17 protein-coding genes are annotated in these 13,648 nt (G+C 63.9%); 9 read left to right on the top strand and 8 right to left on the bottom strand.

What is annotated here, in order from left to right; translation table 11 throughout:
• Positions 1 to 63: 63 nt before the first annotated feature.
• The 8 genes from C2U37_RS10805 to C2U37_RS10770 all read left to right on the top strand — a co-directional run bounded on the left by C2U37_RS10805 (position 64) and on the right by C2U37_RS10770 (position 5,770).
• Positions 64 to 726: an amino acid ABC transporter permease gene (locus tag C2U37_RS10805; protein WP_104452263.1), complete on the top strand. Its 663-nt coding sequence runs from the start codon at positions 64 to 66 to the stop codon at positions 724 to 726.
• A complete protein-coding gene (locus tag C2U37_RS10800) occupies positions 723 to 1,484 on the top strand; it encodes an amino acid ABC transporter ATP-binding protein (protein ID WP_104452262.1) in 762 nt (253 codons plus the stop codon). The genes C2U37_RS10805 and C2U37_RS10800 overlap by 4 nt, the downstream gene beginning before the upstream one ends.
• A complete protein-coding gene (locus C2U37_RS10795) occupies positions 1,481 to 2,317 on the top strand; it encodes a transporter substrate-binding domain-containing protein (RefSeq protein WP_039040560.1) in 837 nt (278 codons plus the stop codon). Before C2U37_RS10800 ends, C2U37_RS10795 begins: the two co-directional genes overlap by 4 nt.
• A gap of 219 nt (positions 2,318 to 2,536) precedes the next feature.
• Positions 2,537 to 3,799, top strand: coding sequence for an MgtC/SapB family protein (locus C2U37_RS10790; RefSeq protein ID WP_104452261.1), 1,263 nt, complete (start codon positions 2,537 to 2,539; stop codon positions 3,797 to 3,799).
• An 86-nt stretch (positions 3,800 to 3,885) separates the two neighbouring features.
• Positions 3,886 to 4,476 (top strand): sugar O-acetyltransferase, encoded by a 591-nt coding sequence (locus tag C2U37_RS10785; RefSeq protein WP_104453223.1) that lies wholly within the window; start codon positions 3,886 to 3,888, stop codon positions 4,474 to 4,476.
• Positions 4,473 to 4,811: a DUF1294 domain-containing protein gene (locus tag C2U37_RS10780; protein WP_010675679.1), complete on the top strand. Its 339-nt coding sequence runs from the start codon at positions 4,473 to 4,475 to the stop codon at positions 4,809 to 4,811. Before C2U37_RS10785 ends, C2U37_RS10780 begins: the two co-directional genes overlap by 4 nt.
• Positions 4,812 to 4,905: 94 nt before the next feature.
• Positions 4,906 to 5,118 carry a hypothetical protein gene (locus C2U37_RS10775; protein WP_104452260.1) on the top strand — a complete coding sequence of 71 codons (213 nt, stop codon included), beginning with the start codon at positions 4,906 to 4,908 and terminating at the stop codon, positions 5,116 to 5,118.
• Positions 5,119 to 5,308: 190 nt separating this feature from the next.
• On the top strand, positions 5,309 to 5,770 hold the full coding sequence (locus C2U37_RS10770) for a hypothetical protein (protein WP_104453222.1): 462 nt from the start codon (positions 5,309 to 5,311) through the stop codon (positions 5,768 to 5,770).
• 73 nt (positions 5,771 to 5,843) lie between these two features.
• Here C2U37_RS10770 and C2U37_RS10765 read toward each other — a convergent pair whose 3' ends face one another.
• From C2U37_RS10765 to C2U37_RS10750, 4 genes are all read right to left on the bottom strand, one after another.
• Positions 5,844 to 6,479: an FMN-binding negative transcriptional regulator gene (locus tag C2U37_RS10765; protein ID WP_104452259.1), complete on the bottom strand. Its 636-nt coding sequence runs from the start codon at positions 6,477 to 6,479 to the stop codon at positions 5,844 to 5,846.
• A gap of 234 nt (positions 6,480 to 6,713) precedes the next feature.
• Complete coding sequence (locus C2U37_RS10760) at positions 6,714 to 7,238, bottom strand: DUF4865 family protein (protein ID WP_104452258.1); 525 nt, start codon at positions 7,236 to 7,238, stop codon at positions 6,714 to 6,716.
• On the bottom strand, positions 7,235 to 7,627 hold the full coding sequence (locus C2U37_RS10755) for a tautomerase family protein (RefSeq protein WP_104452257.1): 393 nt from the start codon (positions 7,625 to 7,627) through the stop codon (positions 7,235 to 7,237). The genes C2U37_RS10760 and C2U37_RS10755 overlap by 4 nt, the downstream gene beginning before the upstream one ends.
• Positions 7,618 to 7,944 (bottom strand): carboxymuconolactone decarboxylase family protein, encoded by a 327-nt coding sequence (locus C2U37_RS10750; RefSeq protein ID WP_104452256.1) that lies wholly within the window; start codon positions 7,942 to 7,944, stop codon positions 7,618 to 7,620. Before C2U37_RS10750 ends, C2U37_RS10755 begins: the two co-directional genes overlap by 10 nt.
• 96 nt (positions 7,945 to 8,040) lie before the next feature.
• Between C2U37_RS10750 and C2U37_RS10745 the strand changes: the two genes are divergently transcribed.
• A complete protein-coding gene (locus tag C2U37_RS10745) occupies positions 8,041 to 8,934 on the top strand; it encodes a LysR substrate-binding domain-containing protein (RefSeq protein ID WP_104452255.1) in 894 nt (297 codons plus the stop codon).
• 107 nt (positions 8,935 to 9,041) lie between these two features.
• Here the strand turns inward: C2U37_RS10745 and argH are convergent, their stop codons facing one another.
• The 4 genes from argH to argB all read right to left on the bottom strand — a co-directional run bounded on the left by argH (position 9,042) and on the right by argB (position 13,644).
• Positions 9,042 to 10,427, bottom strand: a complete 1,386-nt coding sequence (gene argH / locus C2U37_RS10740; RefSeq protein WP_104452254.1) for an argininosuccinate lyase — start codon at positions 10,425 to 10,427, stop codon at positions 9,042 to 9,044.
• Positions 10,428 to 10,629: 202 nt separating this feature from the next.
• On the bottom strand, positions 10,630 to 11,865 hold the full coding sequence (locus tag C2U37_RS10735; RefSeq protein ID WP_010675687.1) for an argininosuccinate synthase: 1,236 nt from the start codon (positions 11,863 to 11,865) through the stop codon (positions 10,630 to 10,632).
• A 56-nt stretch (positions 11,866 to 11,921) separates the two neighbouring features.
• Positions 11,922 to 12,839, bottom strand: a complete 918-nt coding sequence (locus C2U37_RS10730; protein WP_010675688.1) for an ornithine carbamoyltransferase — start codon at positions 12,837 to 12,839, stop codon at positions 11,922 to 11,924.
• Between the two features lie 25 nt (positions 12,840 to 12,864).
• On the bottom strand, positions 12,865 to 13,644 hold the full coding sequence (argB, locus tag C2U37_RS10725; protein WP_010675689.1) for an acetylglutamate kinase: 780 nt from the start codon (positions 13,642 to 13,644) through the stop codon (positions 12,865 to 12,867).
• Positions 13,645 to 13,648: the final 4 nt, after the last annotated feature.

Raw genomic sequence — 13,648 nt, 5'->3', positions numbered from 1 at the left:
AGGCACCTATTGTCCTGCTGCCGCCGTCACTCGCCACCCATGCACAAGAAAGGAGGGATCACTATGGCCAGTCCGGTCACTGAGCAGCTGACGCAGGCGCTGCCGCTGCTGGCGGTGGGCGCGGGTCAGACCCTCGCCATCTCCCTGCTCGCCATCCTGTTCGCCACCCTGGGCGGGGTCGGTTACGGCGTGCTGGCCCAGCAAGGGGGAAGGCTGACTCGGGGAGCACTGCGGGTCTATCTGGAGCTGTTTCGGGTGGTGCCCGTGCTGGTGTGGCTCTACCTCTTCTTCTTCGGGCTGCCGATCTTTTTCGGCCTGGATATCCCGGCCTTCTGGTGCGCCGTGCTGGTGCTGGCCCTGTGGGGCGCCTGCGAGGTGGGTGAAGTGGTGCGCGGCGGCCTGGGATCCCTCGCCCGCGGCCAGCAGGAGGCCGGTCTGGCGCTCGGGCTCTCCCGCTGGCAGCTCTATCGCCACGTGCTGCTGCCCCAGGCGCTGCAACGGCTGACGCCGCCCACCATCAACATCTACACCCGCATCATCAAGACCAGCTCGCTGGCGGTGCTGATCGGGGTGGTGGAGGTGATCAAGGTAGGCCAGCAGATCATCGAGCGCACCTATGGCTCGCTGCTTATCTACGGTCTGCTGTTCCTGTTCTTTTTTCTGGTCTGCTATCCGCTCTCGCTCGCCTCGCGCCGGCTGGAGCAACAATGGGGTAACGCGGTATGACACCTCTGCTTGAACTCAATGCTGTCAGCAAACAATTCGGCCAAAACCGGGTACTGGACGAGGTCAGCCTCACGGTGAACGCCGGGGAAGTGATCGTCATCCTGGGGCCGAGCGGCTGCGGCAAGAGCACCTTGCTGCGCACCCTCAACGGGCTCGAACCCATTCAGGGGGGCGACATTCGCTTCGACGGAGAGTTGCTGGATGCCAGCACCGACTGGCAGCGGGTACGCCAGCGCATCGGCATGGTGTTCCAGAGCTATCACCTCTTCCCGAACCTGACGGTGCTGGAGAACGTGCTGCTCGGCCCTGTGCAGGTGCAGAAGCGGGAGCGGGCCGAGGCCCTGCTGCAGGCGGAGCAGTTGCTGACCCGCATCGGCCTGTGGGAGCGGCGCCACGACTATCCACGCCAGCTCTCCGGCGGCCAGCAGCAGCGCATCGCCATCGTGCGGGCCCTGTGCATGAACCCCCAGGTGATGCTGTTTGACGAGGTGACCGCTGCGCTGGATCCCGAGATGGTGCAGGAGGTGCTGGAGGTGATCCGGGATCTCGCCGGCAGCGGCATGACCCTGCTTATCGTCACCCACGAGCTGGCGTTCGCCCAGGCGGTGGCGGATCGCATCGTCTTCATGGACGGCGGCCACATCCTGGAGCAGGCCGCCCCCCATCAATTTTTCGACAATCCCAGGAGCCAGCGTGCCCGCCAGTTCCTCGCCAAGTTTTCTTATACAACTGTCAGCAAACGAAAGGAGTCAGCATGAAGATAATTACCTCGGTCCTGTTTAGCGCCCTCATCGGCCTGGGCCTCGCCAGCGGCGCCGCCCAGGCAGAAGACGGCTCCCTCGCCAAGATCAAGGCGCGGGACAAGCTCATCGTCGGCGTCTTCACCGACAAGCCGCCGTTTGGCTATGTGGACGAGAAGGGCAACTACGTCGGCTTTGACACCGATCTCGGCCGCCGCTTCGCCAAGGATCTGCTGGGGGACGAGAACAAGGTCGAGTTCGTGGCGGTGGAGCCCGCCAGCCGCATCCCCTTCCTGCAGAGCGACAAGGTGGATCTCATCCTCGCCAACATGACGGTGACCCCGGAGCGGCGGCAGGTGGTGGACTTCACCAACCCGAACCTCAAGGTCGCGGTGCAGGTGCTGGTGCCGGAAGGCAGCGACGCCAAGAAGCTCGACGATCTGGCCGGCAAGCGGCTTATCGTCACCACCGGCACCACGGCCGACATCTGGCTGACCCGCAACCACCCGGACTGGAAGGTGCTCAAGTTCGAGAAGAACACCGAATCCCTGCAGGCCCTGGCCCAGGGCCGCGGCGACGCCTACGCCCAGGACAACCTGGTGTTGTTCAGCTGGGCCAAGGAGAACCCGGGCTATCGGGTGCTGCCCGAGAAGCTGGGCTCGGAAGACCCCATCGCCCCGGCGGTGAAGAAGGGCAATATCGAGCTGCGTGACTGGGTCAACGACCGTCTCGCCAAGCTGGGGGAAGAGAAGTACCTGCTGAAACTCTACGACCAGTATGTGCGCGACAAACTGAGCGCCGATACCGATCCCAACGACGTGATAGTGGAAGGAGGCAAGTGGCAGGGTTGAGCCCTGCCCCCACAGCAGTGCTGAGTGTGAAGTGTGTGATCTTTGGTTCCGTTGGTCTGCAAACCGCAAGGTTTGGTTTTCAGGCGTCCCCTCAGGGTGGCGCCTTTTTTTTGCGTGTCGTGCAGCGGCCAGGGTGCGCGCCCGCTCTGTGAGCCAGCTCCCCCTGCCCCGGGATGCCCTGTGCCATCCTCACTGAAACGGCAGCGGGAGGAGAAACCCATGTGGATAGAGGCCGAGCCCGTCTACGGCGCCCTGGTGTCCCTGGCCATCGGGCTCATCATCGGGCTGGAGCGGGGCTGGCAGGTGCGCCAGCTCGGAGACAACCAGCGCATCGCCGGGATGCGCACCTATGGCCTCATCGGTCTGCTCGGCGGGGTCTGCGCCCTGCTGCTGCCCACCCTGGGGCCCTGGCTGGCCCTGCTCGGTCTGCTGACCGTGGTGACGGGGTGCGGCCTCTCGGTCTGGCTGGCCCTGCGCTGGCAGGGGGAGTTCGGTCTCACCAGCTCGGTGGCCATGGTGCTCACCTATCTGCTGGGGCTGATGTCGGTGCTGCAGAGCCCGAGCGAGGCGGTGGCCTGCGCCGTGCTGGCGGCCCTCCTGATGGGGCTCAAGGGCAAGATCCAGCAGGGGATGCTGTTCTTGAGCGAAATGGAGTTTCACGCCACCCTGCGCTTTCTGCTCATCTCCCTGGTGCTGCTGCCGGTGCTCCCCGATACCGAGATGGGTCCCCTCAATGCCTTCAATCCCTTCAAGATCTGGCTCATGGTGGTGGTGATCGCCGGCATCTCGTTCTGTGGTCACTTCGCGGTGCGCCTGCTCGGCACCCGCTCCGGGCTGGTGCTCACCAGCATGCTGGCGGGGCTCGCCTCCTCCACCGCCCTCACCCTGCAATTTGCCCGCCTCAACAAGGAGCAGGGAGGGCTGGAGCGGCTGCTGGCCACCGGCATTCTGCTGGCGGGAGCCACCATGTGGCTCAGGCTGCTGGCACTGGTGCTGATCATCCACGGAGAGCTGGCGCTGCGTCTGGCTGTCCCCCTGCTGCTGCTGGCAGCCATCGTCTACGGCTTTGCTTTCTGGTTCTGGCGCCAGCGGGAAGAGATGCCGGACGGCCCGGTACAGCCCGAAACCCGCAACCCGCTGGATCTCGCCACCGCCATCAAGTTCGGTCTGCTGCTCGCCCTCATCGGCTTCATGGCCACCCTGCTGCAAAGCAAGGTGGGCAACTCCGGGGTCTATCTGCTGTCGCTGGTCTCCGGCATCACGGACGTGGACGCCATCACCCTTTCCCTCTCCCAGCTCGCCCAGAAGGAGCTGTCCCTGGAGGTGGCGGCCAGGGGCATACTGCTCGCCGGGCTGGTCAACTCCCTGGTGAAAGGGGTGCTGGCACTGGTGATTGGCGGACGCAGCCTGGGGCGGCGGGTCTTGCTCCCCTACCTCGTCTCCATCCTGCTCATCCTGCCCCTTGTCCTGATGACAGGATGACGGGGATCACCTGACGGGCCCGGCACTCTGACACCCCCTCCCCTTGTCGCGTATACTGCCCCCTCTTGCAGCAGGAGGAGATGACCATGGCAAGCGACTGGGACAAGGTACTGGCGGGGGGCGCCCTGGACAGCCAGAGCGAGGAGATAGCGAACGACCGCATTCGCGGCCAGGCGCTGCTGAGCCGGCTCAACGCCTCACCGGCGGGGGATCACGTCCTGCGCCAGCAGATCTGCCGCGACCTCTTCGCCCACTGTCCCGACTCCTGCTGGATCAGCACCCCCTTCACCTGCGAATTCGGCCGCAACATCCACATCGGCGAGAAGACCTTCTTCAACTTCAACGTCACCATACTCGACGTGGGCGAGGTGCACATCGGCAACCATGTGTTGCTGGCCCCCAACGTGCAGATCTACACCGCCACCCACACCATGGACTATCTGGAGCGACGCAACTGGACCGCCTACAACAAGCCGGTGCGGATCGGCGATGACTGCTGGATTGGCGGCGGGGCCATCATCTGCCCAGGCGTCACCATAGGGCCGCGCTCCATCATAGGGGCTGGCGCCGTGGTGACCCGGGACATCCCGGCGGACTCCCTGGCGGTGGGCAATCCGGCCCGGGTGATCCGCACGCTACAACCGGGCGAGACTCGGGATCCGGCGTGCCTGTCATGATGGCCCTTGCCCTGCTGCCTTTGGGTTGGGCAGGCTGGCTCGGGGTGCGGGACGCCAACTGGTGGCCGCTGGCCCTGATCCTGCTGATGAGCCTGCTGACCCTGGCTGCCTACGCCTGGGACAAACGCCAGGCCATTCGTGGCGGCTGGCGCGTCCCCGAGGCCCGCCTGCATCTGCTTGAGCTGTGCGGCGGCTGGCCTGGCGCCCTGGTCGCCCGCCAGTGGCTGCGCCACAAGACCCAGAAAGGGAGCTACCGCCTGCGGTTCTGGGCCATCGTCTGGGGGCAGTTGCTGCTACTCGGGATCTGGCTCGGCTGGCCGATCTGGCCGCTCTGAACAACCAGGCGGGCATTGCCGCCCAAGGTCGGGTATGAGACAACGACAGCGCGGGAGACAGATCCTCTCGTTCAAATCTTGAAAGGAGTCATTCATGACCATGTGGACAGGTATCGTCCTGATCGTCTTTATCAGCGTGTCGTTCAGCTATCTCACCAAACGCGCCCGCTACCAGATGGGGGATGCCCGCATCACGGATCGCCTCGGCAAACAGGATCTCATCATCAGGGAGTTGCAGGAGCGCATCGCCAATCTGGAGGCCATCGTCATCGAGGAGGAGAAGCGCCGCCCGTTCAAGGAGCTCTGATCCGGCAAGCCGGGCGGCAAACCGGCCAGCCCCCGGGCTGCAAGGGTTTGCCGCCGCCCCCGCCCGTCCTCCGCCTGGCAAAAACGAAATTCACAGCAGGATCAATCCCCTGCCATTTTTCGGTTGAATGTTCGCCAAGCTGGCCCGATCCCTGCTCCGTCATGACATCAGTCGTACGGAGAGTGACATCATGATCGCCATCGGCACCCTGCTTCCCCTCGCCTCCCTTGCCATCAAGCTCGGCAGCAAGCTGCTGGGCGACGGCACGCCGCCCGCCCAGACCGAGCCTGCCGTGCAGGAAGAGCACCTTGCCCCCACGGTGCAGAGCCTGTTCCAGCGCCTTGGCATCCAGGAGGCTGACAGCGAGCAGAACCGCCCTGCCATCAACCACTTCATGGGGGCGCTGATGCAGACCCTGGGCCAGGAATCCTCGGGCCAGTCGCTGCCCCAGGCCATCGATGCCGCCCGCACCCAGCTGGCCGACGGCACCCAGAGCACCCGCCTCGACGCGCTGCAGAGCGAGCTCGACACCCTCAAAGGCTCCCTTGGCAACAGCGACCTCAACCTCGATCAGCTGCTCTACGCCTTCAAGCAAACCCTGCCCAATGGCAAGGTGGAAGGTGTCGGCAAACTGCTCAATGCCAGCGCGTGAACGGGAGTGGAACCATGAAAAACGGCAACCTGGAGGTTGCCGTTTTTGTCGGGCCGGATCCCATAATGCCACGCTAGGGCTGTGAAGGAGGCGGACACAGCATGGCGCCGGCCAGCGCGCTCTGCCCGCGCTCCAGCAGGGCATTGGCCGCTCCCTGGCGATCCGCCGCCTCCTTGTTCTGACCCAGCTTGAACTTGCCGACCAGCCGCTCAATCTCGATCTCTATGCCCACCACGGCCTGCACCATGGTCTCGAGATAGTCTCTCGGTGCATCCGCCATCTTCCAGGGAATGGACTCTCCCGCCTCGTGGGTACGGGTCAGGGTCGCGAGCAGGCGACGAACGAAGCGGGCATCGTCCCTCACCCGGATACGGCCATGGGCGTGCACCACGGCATAGTTCCAGGTGGGCACCTGCATGTGATGCACCTGCTTGCCCGGATACCAGCTGGGGGAGATATAACCCTCGGCGGCCCGGAAGATCACCAGCACCTCGTCGCCGTCTTTCACCTCCTGCCAGAGTGGGTTGTTGCGAGCCACATGGGCCCGCAGCACACCGTGGGCCCCCTGCGCCCCATCGAACTCGAACGGCAGGTGGTTGGCATCCAGCCCCCCTTCACCACAGGTGATCAGGGCCCCCAGAGGGTGCGCCTGCATCAGCTGGTGCAGCGCCTCGGGGTCGGTAACGGCGAAATGGGGTGGCAGGTACATGGGAACTCCTTGATCCGGTTGACGCGTCCATACGCATTGCAGCGGGATCATGCCCTGCCCGGCGCGGGCCGTCACCCCGAATGTGCCCACTGAGCCAGTTCATTGCCGCAGGTGGCCGCAATTCCACATCATCATCCACGAACGCGATATAACACCCTATGTTCACGATGCGAATATCACTTTCACAGCCAAAGTGAATGGAAAAACAACATCAATGACAAAGATAATTCCGCTTTACACCCCACCCCCCTTCGCCAGATAGCCGATACGGTAGATCTCGCCCCCGGCAGGCAAGGGCGATGAGAGGGACGGGAGAAAATCCGCCTCCAGCCATTCCCATCGGGTGAGATCCCAGCCGCTCACCATGGCCTCGCCGTGCAGGTCGGCAAGCTCGCCGTGGGAAGTGACCTTGGTGCGCCGCAGCCTGGCCATGCAAGCCCCGTCGAGGGAGGCCGGATCCGGCGCCCGCAGCAGATGCCAGGTCTCGATGCGGGGCCAGCCGAAATGCCGGGTGAGCGCCGCGAATCCCTCGCTTGCCAGAAATCGGTGCATCGCCTCGGCGCTGTGCCACACATAGAAGGGGGCATAGCGGTTCTCCTGCCCCGGCAGGGCCCCATCGTCCTGACGGCTGTAGAGATAGGCCTTGAACAACAGACCGGGAAAGCCGTCCAGTCTGGCGCCATTGCTGGCGATCCGCTGCTCGATCAGCGCCATGTCGTAGTCTGCGGGCAGGGTGAATCGGTAGTGCATGGCGATCATAAGGCCACCTCCTGTCTGAACATCCGGCCCTGGCCGAAACTCCACGCCTCGGCATCGTTCTGCTGGATCACCACCATGAGGTTGTCGGGATGGATCCCAAGCTCGGCCTCAAGGCGCTCGGCGAGACGTGCATAAAGCCGCTCCCTGGTCGCGGTGCTGCGCACCTTGCCCGCCAGGATCTGGAAGAGGATGAAACCTTGGTCCCGGCGGCCGGTCTGGTAGTGGGGGTCATAGATGAGCGCACTGGCAGGCAAGATCTCGAGGATCTGGAATTTATCCTCCAGCGGCACCTCGAACACCTCCACCAGGGTCTGGTGGTAGAGGGCGCTGAGTTGCTGCAGGTGTGCGTCGCTCATCTCCTCGCACAGGGTGATACGGGTCAGCGGCATGGGGTCACCTCCTCGCGGGGGGGCAGATAACCCACGGCCGTCACTGCGGCGGGCAAACCGGCGTAAAAGGCAAGATGGGTAAACAGCTCTTCCAGCTCATCCCGGGACAGGCCGTTTTGCCGGGCGAATGCAATATGCCAGGACAGTTGTTGCACCCGGCCCAGGGATGCCAGGATGGCCAGGGTGATCAGGCTGCGCTCGCGGGCCGAGAGGGTGGGGCGCTGCCAGATATCGCCAAACAGCGTCTCTTCCGCCAGTCGGGCGAGTCGGGGGGCAAGCTGCGCCAGGGCGGCGCGATCGGGAACATCGGGTGTCATGGCAATCTCCTTGGTAGATGAAGCCACTCTCCCTCACTGCTACAATTTAAAAAATCGAAATATTCAAGACCAATCATCCCGATTATAAGGATAGTTATGTCACCCCTTCCCCCCAGCCTGGATCTCGATGCCCTGCGCAGCTACGTGCTGGGGCTGGAGTGCGGCAGCTTTGCGCTGGCGGCGCAGCGGCTGTGCCGCTCCACCTCGGCGGTCAGCGCCCAGTTGAAAAAACTCGAACAACAGTGCGGCACCGATCTGGTCATGAAGCAGGGACGTCACCTGGTGCCGACGGCCAGCGGTGAGCGCCTGCTGGGCTACGCCAAGCGGCTGCTGGCGCTCAATGACGAAGCCGTACTCGCCCTCAAAGGGGAACTGCTACAAGGGGAGATCCGGCTCGGGGTGCAGGAGGACTTCGGTGAATCTTTGCTCCCCGCCGTGCTGGGACCCCTCTGTCGCCAGCACCCGGCCCTGCGCATGACGACCCGTATCGATCGCAACGGGGCCCTGGTGCAGGGGATCAGGGAAGGCACCCTCGACATGGCTCTCGCCTGGCAGCCACAGGGAGAGCGGGAGGATCTTTCCCTCATCGAGGTGGTGCAACTGGCCTGGATTGCCCACCCCGAGTGGGACCCCGCCCCTTTGCTCGCGCGCGGGGAGCCCCTGCCCCTGGTGCTCTTCGATGCCCCCTGCCTGATGCGGGCACGGGCCATCCGCGCCCTCGACGATGCAGGGATCCCCTGGCGGATCGCCTTCACCAGCCAGAGCCTGGGCGGGATCTGGGCCGCCGTACAGGCCGGGCTCGGGATCACGGTGCGTTCCGCCATCGGCATGCCGGCCAGTCTCGCCACCCTCGGCGGCGTGCTGCCCTCACCGGGCACCCTGGGGGTGGTGCTACTCGCCGCCAGCCATGAAACCGACGAGGCCAGGAGCCAGTTGCAACGACTGCTCACGGACGCCGTACATCATGCCAGCGCCGGACACAGGGGCTGAACAGCGCCTGGTCAACGCGCCCCACGGCGCCTAGGCGTACCCATAAAAAAAACGGCAACCCTGAGGTTGCCGTTCTGCCTTCTAATTCCCATGGCAAGCCGGTTGGCTTAACCCGCCCGCTTGCTCAGCCAGGCTTCGGCGGCGGTGAGGGCCGATTCGATCTGCTCGCGAGCGACGCCTCCCGTGGCAACCCGCTTGGCCAGAGTCGCTTCCAGCTCCAGGTTCGGGTAAACATCCTCCCCCACCACGGGGCTGAAGCGCTGGAACTCGGGGAGGGAGAGTTCTTCCAAGGGCTTTTTCACCTGGATCGCATAGACCACGGTCTCGCCGACGATATGGTGCGCCTCACGGAACGGGATGCCCTTGGCCACCAGATAGTCCGCCAGCTCGGTGGCGTTGGCATAGCCGCCCTGGGCCGCTGCCATGGTGCGCTCGCCATTGACCTTCAGATCGATCAGCACCAGCGCCGCCATATCGAGGCAATCGTGCCAGGTGTCGAGGGCATCGAACAGCCCCTCTTTGTCTTCCTGCATGTCCTTGTTGTAGGCCAGCGGCAACGCCTTGAGGCTCATCAACATACCCATCTGGGCGCCGACCACCCGGCCGGTCTTGCCACGAATGAGCTCCAGCGCGTCCGGGTTCTTCTTCTGGGGCATCAGGGACGAGCCGGAGGTGACCGCATCTGAGAGCTCGACAAAGCCCGCCTCGCCGGTGTTGTAGAAGATGAGGTCTTCGGCAAACCGCGACAGGTGGGTCATGGAGAGGGACGCCACGTGCATCAGCTCCACCACGTGATCCCGGTCGGAGACCGAATCCAGGCTGTTGCGGGTAGCGCCGGCAAAGCCCATGTCGAGCGCCAAGGCTTCGCGGTCGATGGCATAGGCGGTGCCTGCCAGGGCGCCGCAGCCGAGGGGGCTGGTGTCGAGGCGCTTGAGGGCATCCTGCAGGCGGGAATGGTCCCGCTCCAGCATCTCCACATAGGCCAGGGCCCAGTGGGCGTAAGTGACCGGTTGGGCCCGCTGCAGATGGGTGTAACCGGGCAGCACCGCGGCCTGATTGGCGCGGGCGGAGGTGACCAGCCCCTGTTGCAGGGCGGTGATGGAGCCGAGCAGCAGCTCACCCTGCGCCTTGCACCAGAGCTTGAGGTCGGTGGCGACCTGATCGTTGCGCGAGCGGCCGGTGTGCAGCTTCTTGCCAAGGGCGCCGACGGCGTCGATGAGCTGGCTCTCGACCCAGGAGTGGATGTCTTCGGCGTCCGAGTTCAGGATCTGCTGGGGATCCTGCTGCACGGAGGCGAGCAGCACTTCCATCGCCTGCTGCAACTTGGCCTGCTCACCCTCGGTCAACACGCCCACCTTGACCAGCGCTTTGGCCCAGGCCATGGAGCCCTGAATATCCTGCTCCGCCAGCCGGTAATCGAACCGCAGCGAATCGTTGAACTGCTTGAACCGGCTATCGGCTCCCTGACTGAAGCGTCCACCCCAAAGTGCCATACTGCTCTCCTTGAATGCGTTGTCGGCGGCGCCTTGCGCCGTCGAACTTGAAATCTTGCCCTGTTTTTCTGCGAGCCTGTTATCTCACAGAAGCGGCCAGGGCGCAGCCGCTCTTGTCACACCCGATGATGACGGCAAAGGGCCTCTCTGCCTGTAAAAGAGGGGGCCATGCCCCCTCGAATCAACGGGTGATAGCGCTTGTTTAGCCGTGGGTATGGTCGCCACCGATGGCTTGATGCTGCTCTTTCATGGCGCGGATCCGGCTCGCCAGGGTGTAGAGACGGATGAAGCCTTCGGCATGGCTCTGATCGTACACTTCGTCGGCACCGAAGGTGGCGAAGTCTTCGGAGTAAAGGCTGTTCGGCGACTTCTTCTGCACCGCGGTGACCTGACCCTTGTACATCTTCAGCACCACTTCACCGTCGAGCTCCTCGGCGATGGCGTTGGCGGAGGCGACAATGGCCTTGCACAGCGGGGTGAACCAGCGACCGTCATACACCAGGTGGGAGAACTCGGCGCCGAGTTTTTCCCGCCAGGCGCGGGTCGGTCTGTCCAGTACCAGCTCTTCCACGGCGCGCAGTGCGGCAACCATCACGGTACCACCCGGGGTCTCGTAGCAGCCACGGGACTTCATGCCCACCATCCGGTTCTCGGTGATGTCGATCCGGCCCACGCCGTGCTTGCCGGCACGCTCGTTCAGGGTGGTCAGGATCTGGTGCGGGCTGAGCGGCTGGTCGTCAACGGCGACCACTTCGCCCTTGGCCACGGTCAGCTTGACGTATTCCGGCTCGTTCGGGGCATCCTCTGCAGAGACGGTCCACTGCCAGACGGCTTCGGACGGCTCGTTCCAGGTGCTCTCCAGCTCGCCACCCTCGGTGGAGATGTGCCAGGCGTTGGCGTCGCGGCTGTAGATCTTCTTCAGGGTCGCCTTGCAGGGGATGTTGCGGGCTTCCAGATAGGCCAGCAGATCTTCCCGGGAACGCATGTCCCACAACCGCCACGGGGCGATCACTTTCAGTTGGGGCGCCAGGGCAGCCACCGCCCCTTCGAACCGCACCTGGTCGTTGCCCTTGCCGGTGCAACCGTGGGAGATGGCATCAGCCCCTTCTGCCAGGGCAGCCTCGACCATCGCCTTGGCGATCACCGGACGGGCCATGGAGGTACCCAGCAGGTAGGTGCCTTCATAGACGGCGCCGGTCTTCAGGGTCGGGTAGACATACTCTTTGACGAACTCTTCCCGCAGATCCTTGACGATGCACTTGACCGCGCCGGAGGCGATGGCCTTCTGCTCGATACCTTCCAGATCGTCACGCTCCTGGCCCACGTCGGCGACGAAGGCGATGATTTCAGCGTCATAGTGCTCCTTCAGCCAGGGAATGATGGCCGAGGTATCCAGTCCGCCCGAGTAAGCCAGTACGATCTTGTTGATTCCGCTCATTTACTTCTCTCCGTGATGATTCGATAAAAAGGGGTGATTCCGGGTCGGTTGCCGGATTACTTCTGGCCCTGTCCGAACAGGGTCAGCAGCACGGCGTTCTGGATATGCATCCGGTTTTCTGCCTCATCCATGATGAGGGAGGCTGGGCCGTCCATGACCTCCGAGGTGATCTCCAGCTCCCGGTGGGCCGGCTGGCAGTGCAGCACGTGCTGGATGCCGGTCCGATCGAGCAGGGCCTGGTTGATCTGATAAGGCATGAAGATATCTTTTACCTGCTCCATTGGTGTGTTGTCACCCATGGAAACCCAGGTATCGGTATAAACCACGTCAAAGCCTTCGATATCCGCGACATCATCGCTGATATGTATGGTCGCGCCAGATTGAGCTGCCAGCGCCTGGGCCTGCAGGAAGATCTGGGTATCCGGGCCATGGCCTTTCGGGCAGACCAGGGTCACGTCGGTACCGAGGGTCGCCCCCAGCAGCAGCAGGGAGTGGCTCACGTTGTTGCCATCGCCGAGATAGGCCAGCTTCACCTTGGACAGATCGCTGTAGTGCTCGCTGATGGTCATGAAATCCGCCAGCCCCTGGCAGGGGTGGTAGAGGTTGCACAGGCTGTTGACCACAGGCACCGAGCCGAACTCGGCCAGCTCGACCAGGGTCTGGTGATCGAACACCCGGGCGACGATGGCGTCACACCAGCGGGACAGGTTGCTGGCGAAATCCTTCACCGACTCCCGCTTGCCGAGCGCCCCGTTCTGCTGATCCAGATAGACGCTGTGACCACCCAGTTTGGCGATGCCGATGTCGAAGGTGACCCGGGTACGCAGGGAGGGCTTCTCGAACAGGGTGACCACGCTCTTGCCCGCCAGGGCCTGGCTGTATTTCTTCGGATCGGCCTTGACCGCCTTGCCAAGCGCCAGCAGCGCCTCGATCTGGGCCTTGCTTAAATCACTGTCTTTCAGAAGATGTTGCATCGGATTGTCCTTTTCCCGGTGGAGATCAGAGGGTGACCTGGGTGCCGACCGCGCCGCCAGCCAGCAGCTTGAGCAGCTGATCCGGGTAGCGCCAGCTGGCGACACAGACCGGCTTGCCCAGGGTTTCGGCGGCGTGCAGGGCGGCTTTCACCTTGACTGCCATGCCGTCCGTGATAACCCCCTTCTCCATCAGGTCCAGCGCGCTCTGCTTGTCCAGTTGCGGCACCAGCTTGCCCTTGCCATCCAGAATGCCGCTCACATCCGACAGCATCACCAGATCGGCGCCCAGCGCCTCGGCGATGGCGGTGGCCGCCTGATCCGCATTGACGTTCATCATCTGTCCGTCGGCGGTAATGCCGATGGAGCTCACCACCGGCAGGAAGCCCTGCCCCAGGATGCCGGCCACCAGCGCCGGGTTGCCCGGCTTGCAGTCACCGACCGCACCGAGATCCGGATCGAGCTGGGTCACCTGGCACAGACCGCCGTCGGCGAGGCACAGACCCACAGCAGGAATGCCGGTGGAGATGGCCTTGGCCATCATCATCTTGTTGGCGGTCCCGGCCAGGGCACCGGCAATCACGGGGATCTGCTCGAACGGGGTCACCCGCAGGCCGTTCTTCTTGGTGGAGGTCATGCCCAGCCCCTTGAGCAGGTCATCCACCAGGCAGCCACCACCGTGCACCAGCACCAGAGGACGGTGCTGATCATCCAGGAAGGTCTTCAGGGTGGCGAACAGGGCGGTCAGGGCCTCGTCGTTCTCGATCAGGGCACCACCCAACTTGATTACCAGCGTCTGCTTGTCCATCTTC

This window comes from Aeromonas sp. ASNIH1, assembly GCF_002934285.1.
In the GTDB taxonomy this organism is placed as follows: domain Bacteria; phylum Pseudomonadota; class Gammaproteobacteria; order Enterobacterales; family Aeromonadaceae; genus Aeromonas; species Aeromonas caviae.
The sequence above is the reverse complement of the archived record's forward strand: the minus strand, read 5'-3'. Positions and strand labels throughout refer to the sequence as shown.